Genomic DNA, 20,697 nt, shown 5'->3' with positions numbered 1-20,697 from the left:
GTTCCCAACACAGTCATGCCGGGCAACCTATCCGACACCCCACGCCCTGACGCCCCGCGCCCCAAAGGGGCGCGGGGAACTGCGCGAGCAACCCACCACGACGGTCAGTCCGCATCGAACCGGACCAGGCAGACGGGACCGCGTCTCAAATGCCCTGCCACTCCGGCTTGTTGACGAACGTGTACCGGAAATAGTCCGCATGCTTCAGCTTGGACGCCGCGGCCTCGTCGACGACCACCGTGGCATGCGGATGCAGCTGCAGCGCAGACGCCGGGCACACCGCGGCGACCGGCCCCTCCACCGTCGCCGCGACCGCGTCGGCCTTCCCCTCGCCCGTGGCCAGCAGCACCAGGTGCCGGGCCTCCAGGATCGTCCCGATCCCCTGGGTGATGACGTGGTGCGGCACCTGCGCGATGTCCCCGTCGAAGAACCGCGCGTTGTCGACCCGGGTCTGCTCGGTCAGCGTCTTGATCCGGGTCCGTGAGGCCAGCGAGGAACACGGCTCGTTGAACCCGATGTGCCCGTCGGTCCCGATCCCGAGCAACTGGAGGTCCACGCCGCCGGCCCGCGCCAGCTCCGCGTCGTAGGCCTGGCAGGCGGCCCGCACGTCCTCGGCCGCGCCGTCCGGGCCGAGGAACGCGTCGATCCCGATCCCGAGCGGCTCCAGCACCTCGCGCCGCAGCACCGACCGGTACGACTCCGGATGCTCGGCCGGCAGCCCCACGTATTCGTCGAGCTGGGCTATCCGGGCCCGCGAGGTGTCCACCGCACCGGCCCGGACCTTGGCGGTGAGCGCCTGGTAGATGGGCAGCGGGGTCGAGCCGGTGGCCACCCCGAGCAGCGCGTCCGGTTTGCGCCGGAGCAGCTGAGCCATGGCCTCGGCGATCAGCTCGCCACCCGCGGCGGCATCCGGAACGATGACAACTTCCACGCTGGGCCTGCCGTTCTGAAGAGAGCTGAAGAGAGCTGAAGGGTCCGGAAGGTCTATGTGGTTTAGACCAATCTGATGGGGATCAATCTAACAGAACCGACCCCTGTCACCACAGGCCGGGCGCAGGGAAAGGGGACCGTCGCGAGGTTACGTGAAAGCATCAGACGGGGTGAAACGAGGAAAACTTCCACGACCCGCCGCGGCGCCCTCGTCGGGCCCCGGAAAATTGCCCCGGTCATCCGCCCCCACGGCCCACCCCGGCGGGCTAGGCTGCGATCGCATCAACTGTGAACAGTCTCCAACGCATGGACACACACCGTGGTCTAGTCCACAATTGCGTACGAGGGCTGAACGAGTACGGCATCGGCCGTACCACACAGTCACACTCCTCCGTCTTCCCCGCACAGGAAGACGGACCGAGGAACCGGAGCTCTCTGCCCTGACTGCCCCGGCTCCTCACCTTCGGCCGACCGGGACCGCACACCCCGCGGCCGTTGCTGCTCCGGGCTGCGGTGCCGGGAGGGTTGAGGGTCCCTCCCAGGCGCCGCGGCCCGCGGGTGTCTCCGGGCCCTCCGTCCTTTCCGGACCCGCTGTTTTTCGGCCATCCACATACCGCCAGGTACGCTCACAGACGTGCCCTCCATGAACGAACTGGTCCGCCAGCACACCGCCCTCGACGACTCCGACCTCGAGTGGCTCCATCTGCTGGTCTCGGAGTGGCAGCTGCTCTCCGACCTCTCCTTCGCCGACCTGGTCCTGTGGGTCCCCACCCGGGACGGCACCCGGTACGTCTCGGTGGCGCAGATGCGCCCCAACACCGGCCCCACCTCCTACCAGGACGACATGGTCGGCCACCTGGTCCCGCGCGGCCGCCGGCCCATGCTGGACATCGCCCTGGACGAGGGCCGGATCGTCCGCGAGGGCGACCCGGAGTGGCGCGAAGAGGTCCCCGTACGGGTGGAGTCCATCCCGGTGCGGCGCGAGGGCCGGATCCTGGGGGTCATCGCCCGCAACACCAACCTGCTGACCGTGCGCACCCCGAGCCGCCTGGAGCTCACCTATCTCCAGAGCGCCTCCGACCTGGCGCAGATGATCGCCGCCGGATCGTTTCCCTTCCCGAACCAGCAGGTCGACATGGACGCCTCACCGCGCGTCGGCGACGGCCTGATCCGGGTGGACGGCGACGGCATCGTCCAGTACGCCTCCCCGAACGCGCTCTCCGCCTACCACCGCCTCGGCCTCGCCGCCGACCTGCTCGGCCACCACCTCGGCCGGACCACCGCCGAACTCGCCCCGACCAAGGGGCCGGTGGACGAGGCGCTCGCCAAACTCGCCAGCGGCTGGGCGCCGCGCGAGTTCGAGATCGAGTCCGAGGACGGTGTCATCCAGTTCCGGGCGATCCCGCTCAAGCCCAAGGGCACCCGCATCGGTTCCCTGGTGCTGCTCCGGGACGTCACCGAACTGCGCCGCCGCGAGCGCGAGTTGATCACCAAGGACGCGACCATCCGGGAGATCCACCACCGGGTGAAGAACAACCTCCAGACGGTCGCCGCCCTGTTGCGCCTCCAGGCCCGGCGCATCGACTCGGAACGCGGCCGGGAGGCGCTGGAGGAGGCCGTCCGGCGGGTCGGCTCCATCGCCATCGTGCACGAGACGCTGTCCCAGAACCTGGACGAGCGGGTGGAGTTCGACGAGATCGCCGACCGGGTGCTCGCCATGGTCGCCGAGATCTCGCCCGGGAAGGTCACCGGCCGGCGCACCGGACGCTTCGGGATACTCGATGCCGAGGTCGCCACCCCGCTGTCGATGGTTCTCACCGAAATCCTCCAGAACGCCCTCGAACACGGCTTCCGCGAGGGCGACACCGGCACCGTCGAGGTCACGGCGGTCCGCGGCGGCACCACCAAGGAGTCCCGGCTCCTCGTCACCGTCCAGGACGACGGCGTCGGCCTGCCCGACGGCTTCGACCCGCACCGCTCCGGCAACCTCGGCCTGCAGATCGTACGGACGCTGGTGGAGGGCGAGTTGGGCGGCACGTTCGACATGGTGCCGGCGCCGGAGCGGGGGACCCGGGTGATCCTCGACGTGCCGGTGCGACCGCAGAAGTAGCGCCTGAGGGGAGTTGCGCACAGCGAAAAGGGAGTTGGGCACAGCAAAGAGCCCCGGACCTGGTGGGTCCGGGGCTGCTCGCTCGTTGCTGCTTCTCTAAGCGCATCGGGGGTACTGCGCGCTGCGGCTCGGGGGCGGGAGATGCGTACTCGCTGTACGCGCCGCCAAGCTCAGGCTGTCACCAGGGGTGGGACTGTCAGGCGGTGGCCTGACGGGCCCGGTTGCGGGCGGCACGGCGCTTCATCGCGCGACGCTCGTCCTCGCTGAGACCACCCCAGACGCCGGAGTCCTGGCCGGACTCAAGCGCCCACTGCAAACACTGATCCATGACGGGGCAGCGCCGGCAGACGGCCTTGGCTTCCTCGATCTGCAGCAGCGCAGGACCGGTGTTGCCGATGGGGAAGAAGAGCTCGGGGTCTTCCTCGCGGCAAACGGCGTTGTGACGCCAGTCCATGGCTGCTACCTCTCCTTGGTATTACATGCACGTTGCTTGTGAATGTGAACGCTTTCACGAATCCCTCAACAAGTGAAGGGCCGACCGCCAGGTTCCCTGGCAGGGGTCCTGTGAGTTGAAGGGGGATTCCGGTGATCAGTGGACGCCGGTGTTGCGGGCTGTCCCGACCGCCACGTAGAGCCTCGCAAACCTCAGCGGCGGATACAACCCCTTCCGGAAAGTTTTTTTTGATTCCTCGGTGTCGACTGGGTCACAGCCGTACTTCCATGGGGTGGATCCTGGCCTAAACGTTCGAGTGAAAGGACTTTAGCCCGTTCCGCTCACACAATCACACGCAGTGCACTGCGTACGCCTGTGAACGTCACGCTCGTACGCAGTCCTAGGTGGTCGCCGTCCATCTGAAGGGGGAGGGGGACCTTCGAATGCAAGGTGAACCGGTCCAGGTCATGCAGCGACACCGCATGCTTGCCATGGGGTCCGCGCTCGGGGGACGAAGTGAGCAACTGTGTGCCATAACGGGCAGCCGCGGCGGTTGACAGGCGGCTGAGACCGAGTACGTCGATGCCTTTATCGAACGAGGCCTTAGGCGACGTGTACATCGGGCGATTGCCGAGATACGTCCAGGGTGAGGTATTGCAGACTATCGCCACGACGAGATCAGTGATCGGGTCGGCGCCGGCCCGCTCCAGGGTGATCGGCCCGTGCCGGCGGTGCTGTTCACCGAGGAACTGCCGGACGACCTGCCGGACGTACAGGGCATGCGTCGATTTCCTGCCGAGCTCGCGCTGCTGCTCGACTCGGCCGACCACGCCGGCGTCGAAGCCGAGCCCCGCGTTGAAGGTGAACCAGCGGGCCGGGACCGCCTCGTCCTCGGTGCCGGGCGTGCCCGCGGTCAGGCCCAGGCCGACGAGGCGCTCGCGCTTCTCGCGCAGGGCGTCCAGCAGGGCGCCGGTGGCCTCGACCGGATCGTTGGGCAGGCCGAGGGCGCGGGCGAAGACGTTGGTGGAGCCGCCGGGGACCACCGCGAGGCCGGGCAGCCGGTCCGGGGCGGGGCCGTTGTGGAGCAGGCCGTTGACCACCTCGTTGACCGTGCCGTCGCCGCCGAGTGCCACGACGAGGTCGATGTCGTCGCTCTCCGCCGCGAGCCGCGCGAGGTCGCGGGCGTGGCCGCGGTACTCGGTGGTGACCGCCTCCAGCTTCACTTCGCTGGCGAGCGCATGGATGAGGACATCGCGCCTACGTGCGCTTGTGGTGGTTGCCGCCGGATTGACCACGAGAAGTGCACGCATGGATTGCAGCGTACCTACTGGAAAGTACCGGGCCCAGACCGAGTTAGGGATCGGGTAAGAGACAGGGGCGTGAGCCTCGACACTCGGGGGCGAGGGCCGCGGGTTCCGCGGCGGGGCCGCGGGCTACCCTTTCCGGCGTGAGCAGTGAGGGTGTGCCTACGGCCGGGACGGCCGACGGAATCGACGGACCGCGTCCGCGACGGCTGACGTACGCCGCCGCGCTGGCCGGGCTGGAAGGGCTCGCGCTGGTCGTCGGCGGGGTGTGGCTGGCCGTGCTCGGAATCACCGGGGATCCGGACGACCGGGGGCAGGCGATCACCGGGGGTATCACCGTGCTGGTGCTCGCGCTGCTGCCGCTGCTGGCCGCGCGGGGGCTGCTGCTGCGGAAGAGCTGGAGCCGGGGGCCGGCGGTGATCACGCAGATCATGGCGCTGCCGGTGGCCTACAACCTGCTGCAGGCCGACAGCCTGGCGATTCCGGTGGGGATCGTGCTGGCCGTGGTGGCGGTTGCCTCGCTGGTGTTGCTGGTGAACTCCGCCACCACCCAGGCCCTTGGGATCAAGGGGCCTGGGCGTAGTGGCTGATCTGCGGGTGGGTGGGGGCTGGACGCGCGGTTCCTCGCGTCCCTGAAGGGGCGCTCCGGTGCGGGGCGTCCTGACGGTCTACTCCTCCACCAGCAGCTTCTCCCGGAGCTGAGCCAGGGTCCTCGCCAGCAGCCGGGAGACGTGCATCTGGCTGATGCCGACCTCCTGGGCGATCTGGGACTGGGTCATGTTGCCGAAGAAGCGGAGCAGAAGGATCCGCTTCTCTCGGGGCGGGAGGTCCTCCAGCAGGGGCTTGAGGGACTCGCGGTACTCGACGCCCTCCAGGGCCTCGTCCTCCGCGCCCAGGGTGTCGGCGACCGCCGGCGACTCGTCGTCGGTGTCGGGGACGTCCAGGGACAGCGTGGAGTAGGCGTTGGCCGACTCCAGGCCCTCCAGGACCTCCTCCTCCGAGATCGCGAGCTTCTCGGCCAGCTCGTGGACCGTGGGTGAGCGGCCGTGCTGCTGGGACAGCTCCGCCGTGGCGGTGGTGAGCGCGAGGCGCAGCTCCTGGAGGCGGCGCGGGACGCGGACCGCCCAGCCCTTGTCGCGGAAGTGGCGCTTGATCTCGCCGACCACCGTCGGGGTGGCGTACGTCGAGAACTCCACGCCCCGGTCCGGGTCGAACCGGTCGACCGACTTGATCAGGCCGATGGTGGCGACCTGGGTGAGGTCGTCCAGCGGCTCGCCGCGATTGCGGAACCGGCGCGCGAGGTGCTCCACGAGCGGCAGATGCATCCGGACCAGCCGATTGCGCAGCTCCGCGTACTCGGCGCTGCCCTCCTTCAGCCCGCGCAGCTCGACGAACAGGGCGCGCGCGCCGCTGCGGTCCTGAGGCTGGCTGCGCTCCTGAGGTTCGTGCTGGGTCGCCTGCACCACCTCTGCGGCCAGCGCCTCGTTCTCGGCGTATCGCTCGTGCTCGCTCATCGTCCCGCCCGTCGCCCTTCCGCGAGCCTTCGCCCCGGCTCGGTGCGGGGCCGCGACCCCGTTCCGACCTTCCGGGGGCGCGCTCTGCGCGGCACCCTCCAGCCCGACCTGCGCGGAGGCGTCCTCCGGGTGCGGCCTGGCCTGCTCCGGGATGCCGTCGATGCCGTCAGCCATGCGGCGGGAGCCGGCCTCGGGGCCTTCGCCCCCGGCCGGCAGCTCCCGTGTGCCGCGTTCTTCGTCCCGCACCGGCCCGTCCCCGTTCCTCACGCCGGCCCGGGTCCCGCGCCGCGCTGTTTGTAGAGGCTGATCGACACGGTCTTGTCCTCGTCGACGGCCGACGAGACCTTGCCCGCCAGGGCCGAGAGCACGGTCCAGGCGAATGTGTCGCGCGAGGGGGCGTGGCCGTCCGTGGTCGGAGCGGAGACCGTGACCTCCAGCGAGTCGTCGACGAGGCGGAAGACACAGCTGAGCACCGAGCCGGGGACGGCCTGCTGGAGCAGGATCGCGCAGGCCTCGTCGACCGCGATGCGCAGATCCTCGATCTCGTCCAGGGTGAAGTCCAAGCGGGCGGCGAGACCGGCCGTGGCCGTGCGCAGCACCGACAGGTAGGCACCCGCAGCCGGCAGCCGGACTTCCACGAAGTCCTGGGTCGCGGGCTCGCCTGCGATCTGGGACACCCTCACCTCCATGGTGGTACAAGCATTTCGGGGCCGAGGGTCGCCCCCCGGGGTAACGCACTACGTGGTTCAGCGGTGACGCTACCGCGCTCCGAACTTTTCTGTCCCCGGGACCCCAACCCCCTGGCGTCACTCACAGTAAACCTGTGAACACGCTCCGTGTCTAGGGGTCTGTCTTGGCCAATTGGGAAGAGCGCGCGCCGGGTTGACGTACCCCGGCGTCGAACCGTCGAACCGTCGGCGCTGTGGTCTTCAGCAGCCGTAGTGCAGTGTCACACGAGCACGTGGTCGACGAAGCACCAGCGCCAGTCCTCGCCGGGCTCGAACGTCCGCATTATCGGGTGACCGGTCGATTCGTGGTGGCTTGTCGCATGTCTTCCCGGCGACGAGTCACAGCAGGCGATGTGGCCACAGGTCAGACAGAGCCGCAGTTGTACCGGGTGCCAGCCCTTGGCGAGACACTCCGGACAGGTCTCGTTCAGCGGCTCGGGTTCCGGGTGCGGCAGCGCGTCGCGGTGCGTGCACTGTTTCATGATTGCCAGATTACGACGGGTGTGCGGGTGGCCGCGCGAAAAACGAGGGCGGGCGAGGACCATGGACGTGATGCCACTGCTGTTGCTGGTGGCGGGGAGCGCCGCGTTCGCGGCGGCGGCCCGGCGCACACCGGTGCCGGCGCCGCTGCTCCTGGTGGCCGTCGGGCTGGTGGTGTCGTACATCCCCGGCATCCCGGACTACACCCTCGATCCCGAGGTCGTCCTGCCGCTGCTGCTGCCGCCGCTCCTGTACACCTCGGCGTCCGACAGCTCCTATCTCGACCTGCGCGCCCAGCTGCGGCCGGTCGCGCTGCTCTCGGTCGGATACGTGTTGTTCGCGACCTTCGTGGTCGGCTGGGCGGTCTACCTGATCGTCCCGGGCATGCCGTTGCCGGCCGCCCTGGTGCTGGGCGCGGTGGTGGCCCCGCCGGACGCGGTGGCGGCGACCGCGGTGGCGCGCCGGGTGGGCCTGCCGTCCCGGATCACCACGATCCTCCAGGGCGAGTCGCTGCTGAACGACGCCACCGCGATCACCGCCTACAAGGTCGCCCTCGCGGCGGCCGTCGGCGAGGGCGCCACCTGGGCCGGCGGCATCGAGGAGTTCCTGCTCGCGGCGGTGGGCGGGGTGGGCGTCGGCCTGATCCTGATGGCGCCGCTGCACTGGCTGCGCACCCACCTGAAGGAACCGCTTCTCCAGAACACCCTGTCCCTGCTGATCCCCTTCGTCGCCTACGGCGTCGCCGAGCAGTTCCACGCCTCCGGGGTACTGGCCGTCGTGGTCGTCGCCCTCTACCTCGGCCACCGCGCGTGGGAGGTCGACTTCGCCACCCGCCTCCAGGAGGAAGCGGTGTGGAAGATGGTCGCCTTCATCCTGGAGTCGGCGGTCTTCGCCCTGATCGGCCTTCAGCTGCCGATCGTCCTCAAGGGACTCGGGCAGTACGAGGGCGTGCAGGCCGCCTGGTACGCGGTGGCCGTCTTCCTGGTGGTGGTCGCGGCCCGCTTCGCCTGGGTCTACCCGGCGGCGTTCCTGCCCCGGATCCTCTCCTCGCGGATCCGCGACCGGGAGGCGAACCCCACCTGGAAGGGCGCGATGGTCACGGCGTGGGCGGGGATGCGCGGGGTGGTCTCCCTGGCCATCGCCTTCTCGATCCCGGTCACCGTGCACGGCGGCGGCGCCTTCCCGCACCGCAACCTGATCCTGTTCCTGACCTTCACCACCGTGATCGGCACGCTGGTCGTGCAGGGCCTGACCCTGCCCCCGCTGATCCACCGGCTGGACTTCCCCGGCCGCGACCCGCAGGCCGAGACCCTCGCGGAGGCCAACGCCCAGGCCCAGGCCTCTCGTTCGGCCGAGGCCCGCCTCGACGAACTCCTCTCCGACGACCGCAACGACCTGCCCCCGCCGCTCGCCGACCGCCTCCGCTCCGTCCTGGAGCGCCGCCGCAACGCCGTCTGGGAACGCCTCGGCCAGACCAACCCGGTCACCGGCGAGTCGGTCGACGACACCTACCGCCGTCTCTCCCGCGAGATGATCAGCGCCGAACGCTCGGTCTTCGTCCGGCTCCGCGATCATCGCTACATCGACGACGAGATGCTGCGGACCCTGCTGCGCCGGCTGGACCTGGAGGAGGCGGCCGCGTACCGGGAGGCCGGGTGAGTCGGCGTATTCACCCCCTCAGGCCGGTCCGACGGGGAATCATGGGGGCGACGCGGCCGGCACGGCGGATCAAGGTGGCCCGGGGGGATCGATGACCGACACCAACGCGCACGCGCAGCGGTTCTTCATCAGTTACGCGGGCCCGGACCGCGCGTGGGCCGAGTGGGTCGGGTGGCACCTGGAACAGGCCGGCCACACGGTGATCCTGGACGTCTGGGACTGGCGCACCGGCGACGACTTCGTCCAGTGCATGGACGAGGCGCTGACCTCGGCGGACGCGGTGGTGGCGGTGCTGTCCCAGGCCTACTTCGCGGAGGGACACCGGTCGCACGAGGAACGGACGGCCGCGCTGGCCCGGCGGGACCGGCTGATCCCGCTCGCGGTCGAGCCGCTGACCGACGCGGACGTCGGACCACTGCTCGCGGCGAAGGTGCGCACCGACCTGTACGGCAGGACGGAGCCGGCCGCCCTGAGCGCCCTGCGCGAGGCGGTGCACGGGGCGGTACGGCCGAGCAGCTCACCGGGCTTCCCGCCGGACGGCACCGCGACGGCGCCCCCGGACCAGGAGAAGCCGCAGCTGCCGGGGCGTGCCGGGCGCCCGCCGGTGTGGAACGTACGGCGGCGCAATCCCGACTTCTCCGGCCGCGAGGCGGCGATCGTCGCCCTGCGGGAGGGACTGCTCGACGGCGGACTGTCCGTGGTGCACGCGCTGCACGGGATGGGCGGCATCGGCAAGACGCAGATCGCGGTGGAGTACGCGCACCGGTTCGCGAGCCAGTACGACGTGGTGTGGTGGATCGACGCCGAGCAGTCCGGCCAGCTGCCGGTCTACTACGCGGAGCTGGCCGAGCGGCTGGGCGTCGCCCTGGCCGAGGCGGGCGCCGAGCGCAATGCCCGGCTCCTCCTGGACGACCTCCGCGGCAGACCGCGGTGGCTGCTCGTCCTCGACAACGTGGAGCACCCGGACCGGATCGGGCGCTGGCTGCCCGAGGGGCCGGGGCATGTGCTGATCACCTCGCGCAACCCCAACTGGCGCCACATCGCCCGCCGGACCGGCCTCGACGTGTTCACCCGGGACGACTCCCTCGCCTACCTCACGACCCGGGTCCAGGGCATCACGCGCGACCAGGCGGAGGCCCTCGCCAAGGACCTGGGCGACCTCCCGCTGGCCCTCGCCCAGGCGGTGGGCGTGATCGGCAACGGCACCACGGTCGAGCGGTACCAGCGGCTCCTGGACGAGAAGACGGTACGGGTGCTGGAGGCGGGCGAGGCCCCGGACTACCCGGCCTCGCTCGCCGGCACCGTCGAGGTCGCCGCGCGGCGCCTCGCCGACCGCCACCCCGACGCGGCCGCACTGCTGCGGGTCGCGGCCTTCCTGGGGCCCGAGCCGATCCCCACCAGGTGGCTGGAGGACGCGCGCCCCCGGATGACCACGATCCCCGGCGATCCGGACGACCTGATGGGACCCGGGCAGACCCTCGGGTACCTGAGCGACTACGGGCTGGCCCGCACCGACTCCCACACCTTCCAGGTGCACCGGCTGACCCAGGCGGTCCTGCGGGACCACGCCGACCCGGCGCGCGGCGAGGCCGTCCGGAGCGACGCGGCGGCCGTGCTCGCCGCCGCCGCGCCGGGCGACGCGCTGGACCCCGGCAACTGGGGCGCCTGGGCGAGTCTGACCGCGCATCTCACCACGGCCCGCTTCGACGTCGCCGACCGGCCCGAACTGCGCCCCACCCTCGTCGAGGCCGTCCACTTCCTGATCCGCAGCGGCCAGCCCAGGCTCGCGGCCGGCCTCGCCGCACGGCTGCGCGAGACCTGGGTGACCCGGCTCGGGCCCGATGACCCCCAGGTCCTGTTCTGCGCCCAGTACCTGGGTCACGCGACCTCGGATCTCGGCGACTTCCGGGGCGCGCGGCCCCTCATCGAGGACACCTACGACCGGCGCCGGCGGCTGCTCGGGGACGACGACCCGGACACGCTCCAGTCGGCCAACGACCTCGGGGCGATCCTCTTCGCCCTCGGCGAGCGCGCGGCCGCGGAGCGCATCAGCCAGGACGCCTTCGACCGGCGGCGCCGCGTCCTCGGCGAGGACCACCCCGACACGCTCCAGTCCGCCAGCCACCGGGGGACCGCGCTCACCCTCTCCGGCCGGTACGCCGAGTCCCGCCGCATCAACGAGGACACCGTGGCCCGCCTGCGCCGGGTGCTCGGCGTCGACCATCCGCACACCCTCCAGGTGGTCGGAGCCCTCGCCACCAACCTGCGGATGCTCGGTGAGTACGCCGAGTCCCGGCGGCTGCTGGAGGAGACGCTCGCGCACAGCCGCCGGATCCTCGGCGACGACCACCTGGACACGCTCAGAGCGATGCACGGCCTCGCCAGCACCCTGGTCCAGCTGGGCAGGTACCGGGAGGCCCGGGACCTGCTCGACGACGCGCACGCCCGCTGCCGGCGGAACCACGGCGACGACCACCCCGACACCCTGGAGAGCGCGCTCGCGCTCGTGCTCGCCCTCTACGGGCTGGGCGAGAGCGACGCGTCCCGCCGCGTGGCCGCGGACACCTACGAGAGACGCCGTGCGGTGCTGGGCGAGGACCATCCCGCCACGCTCGCCACGGCCGTCACGCTGGTCGGCATCCTGCGCGAGTGCGGCGAGCTCACCGAGGCCCGGCGGCTCGACGAGGACACGCTCGCCCGCTCCCGGCGCACGCTGGGCGAGGACCACCCCGACACGCTCGCCGCGGCCACCAGCCTCGCCATGACCCTGCACGCCCAGCGCGACTACCGCGCGGCGGCCCAGTTGCTCGAAGCCACCCTGAACCGGCAGCGGCTGCACCGCGGGGCCGACCAGCCCGACATCCAGAACACGATCCGCGCCCTGGTCGACACCTACTCGGCGATGAACCGGCGACGCCAGGCCCAGAAGCTCCAGAAACTCCTCAGGCCCAGGCCGGCCCGCTGATCAAGCCGCACGCAGGACCGGCCGCACGCCGATCAGGCCGTCAGTACCGCGACCACGTCCGTGCCCCGTTCCAGGGCGCCCTCCCGCGCCAGTTCGACGAGCCCGTACAGCAACTTGGCGACATACAGCCGCTCCACCCGCACGCCGTGCCGGTCCTCGAAGTCCGCCGCGAAGGCGTCGAGTTCCGGTGTCGTACGCCCGTACCCGCCGAAGTGGAACCGCTCGTCGAGCGACCACTGCCCGCGCCGTCCCCCGAACGCCTCCTCCTGCAACCGCCGTATCTCCGCCTCCAGGAACCCGCCCCGCAGCACCGGCACCCCCAACGCCCGCTGTCCCGCGCCCAGTCCGGCCGCCAGTCCGGCCAGCGTGCCCCCGGTCCCGCACGCGATCGCCACCACACCGGCCCGCCCCCGCAGCTCCGCGCCCAGGGCCCGGCAGCCGCGTACCGCGGCCGCGTTGCTGCCGCCCTCCGGCACCACGTAGGCGCCCTCGGCGCCCGCCGCCCGCAGCAGACCCGCCAGCACGTCCGGCTCGGCCTTGCGCCGGTACGCCGGCCGGTCGACGAAGTGCAGCCGCATCCCGTCGGCCGTACACCGCGCAAGGGAGGGATTCAGCGGCCGGCCGGCCAGTTCCTCGCCCCGCACCACGCCCACCGTCGGGAAGCCGAGCAGCCGGCCCGCGGCGGCCGTGGCACGCAGGTGGTTGGAGTACGCCCCGCCGAACGTGAGGAGCGGCCGGCCGGCCGCCGCCTCGATGTTCGGGACCAGCTTGCGCCACTTGTTGCCGATCAGCTCCGGGTGGATCAGGTCGTCCCGCTTGAGGAGGAGCCGGACGCCGTGGCGGGCGAAACGGTCGTCGGTCACCTCCTGGAGCGGCGAGGGGAGCCGGGCGGTGAGTATGTCGGCGCTGGTCACGTCGTCATTGTCGCCCGGGGCGGGCGCGCGGGCTCACTTCAGCCGGTCCCTGACGCGCTCGCGCAACCAGGCCATCGGGAAGCCGCGCGGGTCCACCTTCCCCGGCTGCCACTCCAGATGGCCGATCACCGACCGCTCCGACCAGCCGTGCCGCCGGCACACCGCCGCGGCCACCTTCTCGACGGCCTCCAGCTGGACCTCGGGCCAGGGGTCCTCGCCGTCGCCCAGGTTCTCGCACTCGAAGCCGTAGAAGTGCCGGTTGCCGTCGGTGTTCGCCTCGTTGTCATGGGGCAGCCGCCTCTCGGCGATCACCGCGCGCAGCACGTCGTCGTCGCCCAGCCCCGCGTGGTTGGCGCGGCCGTAGCCGACCAGGTGGACCCTGCCGTCCTTGGTGATGACACCGTGGCACAGCGGCCCGGGGAGGCCGGGATGGCCGTCGCGGCAGATCCGGACCGTGGGTTCGGTGCCTCGGGTCACCGTGTGGTGGATCATCACGCCATGGACGGGCCCCCAGGGACCCTTGTGGTTCCGGTTGTGCTCTCGCCAGTCGCCGACCTCGACGACCGTGACGCCCTCGTCCCGCAACGCGTCGAGGAAAGCACCCGCGGACATGGGTGGGGCCATGCCGCCTCCTTCGCATCTGAGCCGCCTGAACTATCCGTATTTTCCGAACCTTCTGGGCTTTCTACCGAAGTCAGGCTTTCCGGGCCACCCTCGTGTGAACTTGTTCGGATCTTGTGCGATTCGATCCGGACAAGTCGGCATATCGCGGGGTGGCGAGGTGGATGAAGTGTCGGCATGCCCAGGATTCCGGTGATCCATTCCCGCTCTTTCGGGTAATGGCCCCGGCACGCTCCGTGATGACAGGGTGGCCCGTGAGACCGATGCGTGGGCAGTTCGGCACCCACGCAGGTATGGGAGGGCATTTCCTTATGTCGGTAGGCGAAGAGGTCCGCACGGATCAGGGCAAGCCGCAGCAGTCCCTGGACACGGCGGCAGCGCGGAACCTGGCCACCACGACCAAGTCCGCGCCCCAGATGCAGGAGATCAGCTCCCGCTGGCTGCTGCGGACCCTGCCCTGGGTCGACGTCCAGGGCGGCACGTACCGGGTGAACCGACGGCTCACCTACACGGTCGGCGACGGCCGTATCACGTTCCTGAAGACCGGCGACCGCGTCGAGGTCATCCCCGCGGAGCTGGGCGAGCTGCCCGTCCTGCGCTCGTACGAGGACGAGGAGGTGCTCTCGGAGCTCGCCCAACGCTGCCGGCAGCGCGACTTCGCCCCGGGCGAGGTCATCGCCTCGTTCGGCAACGGCACGGACGAGGTCCATCTGCTGGCCCACGGCCGCGTCGAGAAGGTCGGCACCGGCCCCTACGGCGACGACGCGGTGCTCGGAGTCCTCGCCGACGGCGCCTACTTCGGCGAGCAGGGCCTGATCGACCCGGACGCCATCTGGGAGTACACCGCCCGCGCGGACACGGCCTGCACCGTGCTCACCCTGTCCCGGCAGGACTTCGAGCAGGTCGCCGAGCGCGCCGACTCGCTGCGCGAGCACCTGCAGCAGCTGCGGGCGATCCCCGAGCAGCGCACCAACAAGTACGGCGAGAAGGAGGTCGCCCTCGCGGCCGGCCACAGCGGCGAGCCCGACATCCCGCACACCTTCGTCGACTACGAGGCCCGGCCGCGTGAGTACGAGCTGAGCATCGCCCAGACCGTGCTGCGCATCCACACCCGCGTGGCCGACCTCTACAACCAGCCGATGAACCAGACCGAGCACCAGCTGCGGCTCACCGTCGAGGCGTTGAAGGAGCGCCAGGAGCACGAGCTGATCAACAACCGGGAGTTCGGCCTGCTCAGCAACTGCCAGTACGACCAGCGGCTCCAGCCGCACGACGGGGTGCCCAGCCCGGACGACATGGACGAGCTGCTCAGCCGCCGGCGCGGCACCAAGCTCTTCCTCGCCCACCCGCGCGCGATCGCCGCCTTCGGCCGTGAGCTCAACAAGCGCGGACTGGTCCCGGAGACCGTCGAGATCGGCGGCAACCGCATCCCGACCTGGCGCGGCGTCCCGATCTACCCCTGCAACAAGATCCCGGTCACGGAGGCCCGGACCACCTCGATCATCGCCATGCGTACCGGCGAGGACAACCAGGGCGTCATCGGCCTGCGGCAGGCCGGGATCCCCGACGAGATCGAACCGAGCCTCTCGGTCCGCTTCATGGGCATCAACGAGCAGGCGATCATCAGTTACCTGGTCACGGCCTACTACTCGGCGGCCGTGCTGGTCCCGGACGCCCTCGGGGTGCTGGAGAACGTCGAGATCGGCCGGTGGAGGTGACGTTTCCGCACTTGGTGGCCGTGTCCCCGCCCTCCGGGGCGGGTACACCCTCGGGGTACGTGCCGAGCCGTGGCGGAGACGCCACCGTACGCGCACTCCGCGAAGGGGAGGCCATGGCCGAGTTCGTGACGGAGCGGCAGCAGCGTGCCACGCAGCTGCCGCCGGGGAGGCCGGAGTCGCCCGACGGGTCCGAGGCGACGGTGATACTGGAGCGGGTCCGGGCGTCCGTCGACCCCGAACTGCGCTCCGCCGTGGCGTCGTTGCCCGGTTCGATGCGGCGGATCGCGTGCTACCACTTCGGCTGGGAGCACGCGGACGGCTCCCCGGCGGACGGCAACGCGGGCAAGGCCATCCGGCCCGCGCTGGTCCTCGCCGCCGCCGACGCGCTCGGCGGCCCGGCGGCACGCGCGGCCGCCGTACGGGCCGCGGCCGCCGTGGAGCTGGTGCACAACTTCACGCTGCTGCACGACGACGTGATGGACCGGGACACCTCCCGCAGGCACCGGCCCACCGCGTGGACCGTGTTCGGCGACGCCGACGCGATCCTCGCCGGGGACGCCCTCCAGGCGCTGGCCCTCAGGCTGCTCGCCGAGGACCCGCACCCGGCGTCCGGGCCGGCCGCCGCCCGGCTCGCGGACTGCGTCCTCGAACTCTGCGCGGGGCAGCACGCGGACACGGCCATGGAGGACCGGGCGCCCGACGAGGTCACCCTGGACGAGGTGCTCGCCATGGCCGAGGCCAAGACCGGGGCGCTGCTCGGCTGTGCCTGCGCGCTGGGCGCGCTGTACGCGGGCGCGGGCGCGGCGGAGGTGGCGGCGCTCGACGACTTCGGCCGCCAGGCCGGGCTGGCCTTCCAGCTGATCGACGACGTCATCGGGATATGGGGTGATCCCCGGCGCACCGGCAAGCCGGCCGGCGCGGACCTGGCGGCCCGCAAGAAGTCCCTGCCGGTGGTGGCCGCCCTCACCTCCGGCACCCCGGCCGCCGCCGAACTCGCCGAGCTGTACGCCGAGCCGCACGTCGGGGCCGACGCCGACGAGATCGCGCGGACCGCGCTGGCCGTGGAGCGGGCGGGCGGCCGTGACTGGGCGCAGTCCGAGGCGGCCGACCGGATGGCACGGGCGATGCAGGAACTCGCCCGTGCCGTGCCAGGCCCCGAGGAGGCCGGCGGCCTGCTCGCGCTCGCCGAGTTCGTGACCCGGCGCAGCAGGTGAGGACCCCGGGGTCCCCGGGACCGCGCGGCTCCTGACCCCGCACGGTGCTCCGGGGGCTCCGGTCCGACGGGTCCCGCACATCCCCACGGTGTGCGGGGCCCGCCGACAGGCGGCGCGCGTGGCCGCCGGGCCGGGCCTACGCTGGGGACATGGACGTCCAGGACCAGGTCTGTCCGGTCTGCGGAGAGTCCGTCCAGCGGGTGGTGCGGCGGCACAAGACGCTGGGTGCGTGGGTTCCGGTCTGGGGACCCGGTCCCTGCCGCAATCCGCACTGCGGCGAGTCGGCCGGACCGTCGGCCGGACCGTCGGCCGGACCGTCGGCCGGACCGTCGGCCGGACCGTCGGCCGGACCGTCGGCCGGACCGTCGGCCGGACCGCCCGGCCCGCAGGAGGCGGCACCGCCCCGGCCCCCGCCGCCCGAGTCCGCAGGGCGGGGACCGTAGCGTGGGCGCATGACCGCACTCCCGAACATCCTGCACATCACCGAGCGCTCCCTGTGGGACGAGGCCCGCGCCCGGGGCCGCTACGAGCAGTCCACCCGCGGCCGCACCCTCCAGGAGGAGGGCTTCATCCACCTCTCCACCCGCGACCAGCTCCCGCGCGTGGCCGACTTCCTGTACGGCTCCTACGACGGCCCGGACGAGCTGGTGGTCCTGGTCGTGGACCCGGCACGGGTCGGCGCCCCGGTGAAGTGGGAGGCACCGAAGCCGGGCGGCGAGGAGTTCCCGCACGTGTACGGACCGATACCGGTCACGGCCGTGGTCGACGTGGAACCCTGGCCCCAGCAGCCGTAGCCCGCGGTCTCTCCGGCCCCCGCCCCCGGCCCTGGCCTCCGCCCCTGGCCCTCGGCCCTCCCGGCCGCTAGCCCCGGTTCGGGAGGCCGCCGGTCTCCGGGTCGCGGGCGGTCAGGCAGTAGAGGCCGCCCGCCGGGTCGCGCATCACGGTCCAGTGCTGGTGGCGGCCGTCGGCCACGTGCACGGCGCCGAGTTCCTCGTGCCGGGCGCGGGTCGCCGGGATGTCCGCGCAGGCCAGGTCGAGGTGGGCGGCGGCGGGCTGTTCGGTGTCCAGCCGCTGGAGCAGGATCCGGACGGGCAGGCCGGCCGGTGGCCTGAGCACCCGGAACTCCGGCAGCGAGCCGGTCAGCAGCTCCCAGCCGGTCAGCTCCGCCCAGAACGCGGTCTCCGCCTCGTAGGCGGACGGCGGGATGTCGAGGCTGACCTGGTCCAGCCGGCTGTCCGCCACGACCGGCGGCCGTACCGACTCCCCGTGCCAGGGGGCCGCACACCACAACTGTCCGGCGGGCGACCGCAGAACAGCCCATCCGTCGTGTTCGGCGACCGTCTCGGCGCCGAGTTCCCGGGCCCGCTTCAGGAGGCCGGGCACGTCCTCGACGCAGAGGTCCAGGTGGGCTCCGCCGGGGCCGGACCAGACGCCTTGGAGCTTGACGCAGGCGTCGACGCCCGAGGCCGGCAGCAGTGTCACGAACTCGTCGTCCTCGCCGCGGGGTGCGGAGAGGAAGGTACCGGTGACAGCCGTCCAGAACGCCTGGGCGGTGGCGAGGTGCGCGGCGGGGCGGTCGGCGAAGGCGTACGTCCAGCGGATGCTCATGCGGTGATCGTAGATGCGCTGCCCGGCGCTACTCGGCCGCCCGGCGCTCCGTGAAGCGCAGCAGGTTCCCCGCCGGGTCCCGGAACGCACAGTCCCGCACCCCCCAGTGCTGGTCCGTCGGCTCCTGGATCACATCGCCGCCGTGCTCCCGTACCCGCGCGTACAGCGCGTCGCAGTCGGTGGTGGAGAAGATCACCCCGCGCAGCATGCCCTTGGCGAGCAGTTCGGCCATGGCCTGCCGGTCGGCGGGGGAGGCGTCCGGGTTGGCCCCCGGCGGCTCCAGCACGATCTCCACGCCCGGCTGCTTCGGCGACCCGACGGTCACCCACCGCATGCCCTCGAACTCCACGTCGTTGTGGACCTCCAGGCCGAGGACGTCACGGTAGAAGGCCAGCGCCTTGTCGTGGTCGTCGACGGCGATGAAACACTGCGCGAGTTTTACGTCCATGGGGCCAGGCTAGGAGGAATCGCCCGGCCGCGCGTGCGATCGCTTCCGTGCGGTCGCTTCCGTGCGCTCGTTTCCGTGCGCTCGCTTCCGTCCGGTCATTTCCCTGCGGTCAGTACGGCCTGCGGTCAGTACGGCCTGCGGTCAGTACGGCCTGCGGCGCGGGCGGGTGAACGTACGGGCCACGCAGGACGGGATCACCGTGCTCTCCTCGTGGTCCCGCGCCCGGTACGCGCTCGGCGTCTCCCCGACCAGTTCGGTGAACCGCGAGCTGAAGGACCCCAGCGACGTACAGCCGACCGCCATGCACACCTCCGTCACCGTGAGGTCGCCCCGCCGGAGCAGCGCCTTGGCCCGCTCGACCCGCCGGGTCATGAGATAGCTGTAGGGCGTCTCCCCGAAGGCCTTGCGGAAGCTGCGCTGGAAGTGGCCGGAGGACATCAGGGCGGTACGGGCGAGTTCGGCCATGTCCAGCGGCTCGGCGTACTCGCGGTCCATGCGGTCACGGGCCCGGCGCAGCCGCCGCAGGTCCTCCAGGGTCATTCGCCCAGCATGGCACGCACATCGCGGACACGAACGGGAGTTTGTTCTTGGAGGGCCGTTTGCCCCTGGTTCTCGCGTAATTGGCCCAGGCTTGTTTGCATTGAGGAATGGACCACATCACGTTCCTCGTGGCGGTCGTGATCGTCACTGCACTTGCGTTCGACTTCACCAACGGGTTTCACGACACGGCGAACGCGATGGCCACGTCCATCGCGACCGGCGCGCTCAAACCGAAGACGGCCGTTCTGATCAGCGGTGTTCTGAACCTGGCCGGAGCCTTCCTGTCGACGGAGGTCGCCAAGACGATCTCCGGCGGCATTGTGAACGACGCCAAGGTGACGCCTGCGATGATCTTCGCGGGGCTGGTGGGAGCGATCCTGTGGAACCTGGTGACCTGGCTGGTCGGGTTGCCGTCCAGTTCCTCGCACGCGCTGTTCGGCGGGCTGATCGGCGCGGTGTGGGTCGGCGCGGGCTCCGGCGCGGTCAACTTCGACAAGGTGCTGGAGAAGATCATCATCCCGGCGTTCGCCTCGCCGGTGGTGGCGGGCGTCGCCGCGCTGGTCGCGACGTACTGCGCCTACAAGCTCACCGCCCGCGGCCGCGCGGACTCCGTGACCAAGGGCTTCCGGCTCGGGCAGATCGGCTCGGCCTCGCTGGTCTCGCTCGCCCACGGCACCAACGACGCCCAGAAGACGATGGGCATCATCACCCTGACCCTGATCTCCGTCGGCGCGCTCCCGGGCGACGCCGGCCCGCCGGTCTGGGTCATCTTCAGCGCCGGTCTCGCCATCGCCCTCGGCACCTACATCGGCGGCTGGCGGATCATCCGCACCATGGGCAAGGGCCTGACCGAGATCCAGTCCCCGCAGGGCTTCGCGGCGGAGACCGCCTCCACGGCCGTCATCCTGACCTCGGCCCACATGGGCTTCGCCCTGTCCACCACCCAGGTCGCCTCCGGTTCCATCCTCGGCGCGGGCCTCGGCCGGCGGCTCGCGGAGGTCCGCTGGGGCATCGCCGGACGCATGGTGGCCGCCTGGCTGATCACCCTGCCCTGCGCCGCGCTGGTCGGCGGCATCTCCGCGGCCGCGGTCAAGCACGGCGGCAACTTCGGCACGGTCGTGGTCGCGCTGGTCGGCGCCGCGCTCGCGGCGGGCATCGTCCTGCTGTCGCGCCGCAACCCGATCGACGCCAAGAACGTCAACGACGGCCACGAGGTCGCCATCCGCAGCACGCCGCCGTCCCACGTCGGCACCGCCGCCTGAGCGAGGGAGTTCCCATGAGCATCGACTGGACCGCACTCGGCGAGGTCACCGCGGTGAGCATCGGCGTTACATTCGCAGTGGTGGTCGTCTTCTCCCTCGGCGTCCTCGGGCTCGACCGCCGCGAGGGAGCCAGGGAGCGGGGCGGCACCAGCGCCGTCGGCGCCGCCCAGGCGGGGCTGTGCTTCCTCGCCTGCGCCGCGGTGGTGGCGTACGGCATCTACCTGATCGTGCCGCAGTTCCACTGAGACA

General features: G+C 71.5%; 20 protein-coding genes. 9 read left to right on the top strand and 11 right to left on the bottom strand.

Going from position 1 to position 20,697, the window contains the following annotated elements; genetic code table 11:
* Positions 1 to 145: 145 nt before the first annotated feature.
* Complete coding sequence (gene nagB, locus IEZ11_RS44430) at positions 146 to 931, bottom strand: glucosamine-6-phosphate deaminase (protein ID WP_189268775.1); 786 nt, start codon at positions 929 to 931, stop codon at positions 146 to 148.
* A 642-nt stretch (positions 932 to 1,573) separates the two neighbouring features.
* Between nagB and IEZ11_RS44425 the strand changes: the two genes are divergently transcribed.
* Positions 1,574 to 3,040, top strand: a complete 1,467-nt coding sequence (locus IEZ11_RS44425; protein WP_189268784.1) for a sensor histidine kinase — start codon at positions 1,574 to 1,576, stop codon at positions 3,038 to 3,040.
* A gap of 196 nt (positions 3,041 to 3,236) precedes the next feature.
* Here the strand turns inward: IEZ11_RS44425 and IEZ11_RS44420 are convergent, their stop codons facing one another.
* A complete protein-coding gene (locus IEZ11_RS44420; protein ID WP_010353616.1) occupies positions 3,237 to 3,494 on the bottom strand; it encodes a WhiB family transcriptional regulator in 258 nt (85 codons plus the stop codon).
* A 320-nt stretch (positions 3,495 to 3,814) separates the two neighbouring features.
* A complete protein-coding gene (locus tag IEZ11_RS44415; protein WP_189268774.1) occupies positions 3,815 to 4,783 on the bottom strand; it encodes a diacylglycerol/lipid kinase family protein in 969 nt (322 codons plus the stop codon).
* Positions 4,784 to 4,920: 137 nt separating this feature from the next.
* Here IEZ11_RS44415 and IEZ11_RS44410 point away from each other — a divergent pair, with 137 nt between their 5' ends.
* Complete coding sequence (locus tag IEZ11_RS44410) at positions 4,921 to 5,367, top strand: hypothetical protein (RefSeq protein ID WP_189268773.1); 447 nt, start codon at positions 4,921 to 4,923, stop codon at positions 5,365 to 5,367.
* A 78-nt stretch (positions 5,368 to 5,445) separates the two neighbouring features.
* Here IEZ11_RS44410 and IEZ11_RS44405 read toward each other — a convergent pair whose 3' ends face one another.
* From IEZ11_RS44405 to IEZ11_RS44395, 3 genes are all read right to left on the bottom strand, one after another.
* Complete coding sequence (locus IEZ11_RS44405) at positions 5,446 to 6,558, bottom strand: RNA polymerase sigma factor SigF (RefSeq protein ID WP_189268772.1); 1,113 nt, start codon at positions 6,556 to 6,558, stop codon at positions 5,446 to 5,448.
* Positions 6,555 to 6,968, bottom strand: coding sequence for an ATP-binding protein (locus IEZ11_RS44400; RefSeq protein WP_004925829.1), 414 nt, complete (start codon positions 6,966 to 6,968; stop codon positions 6,555 to 6,557). The genes IEZ11_RS44405 and IEZ11_RS44400 overlap by 4 nt, the downstream gene beginning before the upstream one ends.
* 272 nt (positions 6,969 to 7,240) lie before the next feature.
* Positions 7,241 to 7,501: a UBP-type zinc finger domain-containing protein gene (locus IEZ11_RS44395; protein WP_189268783.1), complete on the bottom strand. Its 261-nt coding sequence runs from the start codon at positions 7,499 to 7,501 to the stop codon at positions 7,241 to 7,243.
* Positions 7,502 to 7,562: 61 nt separating this feature from the next.
* Between IEZ11_RS44395 and IEZ11_RS44390 the strand changes: the two genes are divergently transcribed.
* Complete coding sequence (locus IEZ11_RS44390) at positions 7,563 to 9,158, top strand: Na+/H+ antiporter (protein ID WP_189268771.1); 1,596 nt, start codon at positions 7,563 to 7,565, stop codon at positions 9,156 to 9,158.
* A gap of 91 nt (positions 9,159 to 9,249) precedes the next feature.
* Positions 9,250 to 12,123, top strand: coding sequence for an FxSxx-COOH system tetratricopeptide repeat protein (fxsT, locus tag IEZ11_RS44385; protein WP_189268770.1), 2,874 nt, complete (start codon positions 9,250 to 9,252; stop codon positions 12,121 to 12,123).
* A 32-nt stretch (positions 12,124 to 12,155) separates the two neighbouring features.
* Here the strand turns inward: fxsT and IEZ11_RS44380 are convergent, their stop codons facing one another.
* On the bottom strand, positions 12,156 to 13,037 hold the full coding sequence (locus IEZ11_RS44380; protein ID WP_189268769.1) for a 1-aminocyclopropane-1-carboxylate deaminase/D-cysteine desulfhydrase: 882 nt from the start codon (positions 13,035 to 13,037) through the stop codon (positions 12,156 to 12,158).
* A gap of 33 nt (positions 13,038 to 13,070) precedes the next feature.
* On the bottom strand, positions 13,071 to 13,661 hold the full coding sequence (locus IEZ11_RS44375; protein WP_189268768.1) for an N-acetylmuramoyl-L-alanine amidase: 591 nt from the start codon (positions 13,659 to 13,661) through the stop codon (positions 13,071 to 13,073).
* Positions 13,662 to 13,969: 308 nt separating this feature from the next.
* Between IEZ11_RS44375 and IEZ11_RS44370 the strand changes: the two genes are divergently transcribed.
* The 3 genes from IEZ11_RS44370 (at position 13,970) to IEZ11_RS44355 (ending at position 17,384) form a co-directional block, all read left to right on the top strand.
* Entirely contained in the window at positions 13,970 to 15,376 is a 1,407-nt protein-coding gene (locus IEZ11_RS44370) for a family 2B encapsulin nanocompartment shell protein (RefSeq protein ID WP_189268767.1), read from the top strand.
* Between the two features lie 113 nt (positions 15,377 to 15,489).
* The gene (locus tag IEZ11_RS44365; protein ID WP_189268766.1) at positions 15,490 to 16,590 is read left to right on the top strand and encodes a family 2 encapsulin nanocompartment cargo protein polyprenyl transferase; all 1,101 of its coding nucleotides are present in this window, start codon (positions 15,490 to 15,492) and stop codon (positions 16,588 to 16,590) included.
* Between the two features lie 452 nt (positions 16,591 to 17,042).
* Positions 17,043 to 17,384 carry a DUF952 domain-containing protein gene (locus IEZ11_RS44355; protein ID WP_189268765.1) on the top strand — a complete coding sequence of 114 codons (342 nt, stop codon included), beginning with the start codon at positions 17,043 to 17,045 and terminating at the stop codon, positions 17,382 to 17,384.
* Between the two features lie 67 nt (positions 17,385 to 17,451).
* On the opposite strand, the gene IEZ11_RS44350 is transcribed toward IEZ11_RS44355, so the two are convergent.
* From IEZ11_RS44350 to IEZ11_RS44340, 3 genes are all read right to left on the bottom strand, one after another.
* Complete coding sequence (locus IEZ11_RS44350) at positions 17,452 to 18,198, bottom strand: VOC family protein (RefSeq protein WP_189268764.1); 747 nt, start codon at positions 18,196 to 18,198, stop codon at positions 17,452 to 17,454.
* Between the two features lie 28 nt (positions 18,199 to 18,226).
* Positions 18,227 to 18,646 (bottom strand): VOC family protein, encoded by a 420-nt coding sequence (locus tag IEZ11_RS44345; protein WP_189268763.1) that lies wholly within the window; start codon positions 18,644 to 18,646, stop codon positions 18,227 to 18,229.
* Positions 18,647 to 18,787: 141 nt separating this feature from the next.
* The gene (locus IEZ11_RS44340) at positions 18,788 to 19,186 is read right to left on the bottom strand and encodes a helix-turn-helix transcriptional regulator (RefSeq protein ID WP_189268762.1); all 399 of its coding nucleotides are present in this window, start codon (positions 19,184 to 19,186) and stop codon (positions 18,788 to 18,790) included.
* 107 nt (positions 19,187 to 19,293) lie between these two features.
* On the opposite strand from IEZ11_RS44340, the gene IEZ11_RS44335 reads away from it, so the two are divergent.
* Entirely contained in the window at positions 19,294 to 20,448 is a 1,155-nt protein-coding gene (locus IEZ11_RS44335; protein ID WP_189268761.1) for an inorganic phosphate transporter, read from the top strand.
* A gap of 14 nt (positions 20,449 to 20,462) precedes the next feature.
* Positions 20,463 to 20,693 (top strand): hypothetical protein, encoded by a 231-nt coding sequence (locus IEZ11_RS44330; RefSeq protein ID WP_189268760.1) that lies wholly within the window; start codon positions 20,463 to 20,465, stop codon positions 20,691 to 20,693.
* Positions 20,694 to 20,697 lie beyond the last annotated feature (4 nt).

The organism is Streptomyces fuscichromogenes (assembly GCF_014645815.1).
GTDB classification, from domain to species: Bacteria; Actinomycetota; Actinomycetes; order Streptomycetales; family Streptomycetaceae; genus Streptomyces; species Streptomyces fuscichromogenes.
The sequence above is the reverse complement of the archived record's forward strand: the minus strand, read 5'-3'. Positions and strand labels throughout refer to the sequence as shown.

Bases quoted from the DNA above. Each gene is read 5' to 3' on its own strand.
- IEZ11_RS44425 (WP_189268784.1), top strand. From the start codon at position 1,574: ATGAACGAACTGGTCCGCCAGCACACCGCCCTCGACGACTCCGACCTC.
- IEZ11_RS44420 (WP_010353616.1), bottom strand. From the start codon at position 3,494: ATGGACTGGCGTCACAACGCCGTTTGCCGCGAGGAAGACCCCGAGCTC.
- IEZ11_RS44415 (WP_189268774.1), bottom strand. From the start codon at position 4,783: ATGCGTGCACTTCTCGTGGTCAATCCGGCGGCAACCACCACAAGCGCA.
- IEZ11_RS44395 (WP_189268783.1), bottom strand. From the start codon at position 7,501: ATGAAACAGTGCACGCACCGCGACGCGCTGCCGCACCCGGAACCCGAG.
- IEZ11_RS44390 (WP_189268771.1), top strand. From the start codon at position 7,563: ATGGACGTGATGCCACTGCTGTTGCTGGTGGCGGGGAGCGCCGCGTTC.
- fxsT (WP_189268770.1), top strand. From the start codon at position 9,250: ATGACCGACACCAACGCGCACGCGCAGCGGTTCTTCATCAGTTACGCG.
- IEZ11_RS44375 (WP_189268768.1), bottom strand. From the start codon at position 13,661: ATGGCCCCACCCATGTCCGCGGGTGCTTTCCTCGACGCGTTGCGGGAC.
- IEZ11_RS44370 (WP_189268767.1), top strand. From the start codon at position 13,970: ATGTCGGTAGGCGAAGAGGTCCGCACGGATCAGGGCAAGCCGCAGCAG.
- IEZ11_RS44365 (WP_189268766.1), top strand. From the start codon at position 15,490: ATGGCCGAGTTCGTGACGGAGCGGCAGCAGCGTGCCACGCAGCTGCCG.
- IEZ11_RS44355 (WP_189268765.1), top strand. From the start codon at position 17,043: ATGACCGCACTCCCGAACATCCTGCACATCACCGAGCGCTCCCTGTGG.
- IEZ11_RS44350 (WP_189268764.1), bottom strand. From the start codon at position 18,198: ATGAGCATCCGCTGGACGTACGCCTTCGCCGACCGCCCCGCCGCGCAC.
- IEZ11_RS44345 (WP_189268763.1), bottom strand. From the start codon at position 18,646: ATGGACGTAAAACTCGCGCAGTGTTTCATCGCCGTCGACGACCACGAC.
- IEZ11_RS44340 (WP_189268762.1), bottom strand. From the start codon at position 19,186: ATGACCCTGGAGGACCTGCGGCGGCTGCGCCGGGCCCGTGACCGCATG.
- IEZ11_RS44335 (WP_189268761.1), top strand. From the start codon at position 19,294: ATGGACCACATCACGTTCCTCGTGGCGGTCGTGATCGTCACTGCACTT.
- IEZ11_RS44330 (WP_189268760.1), top strand. From the start codon at position 20,463: ATGAGCATCGACTGGACCGCACTCGGCGAGGTCACCGCGGTGAGCATC.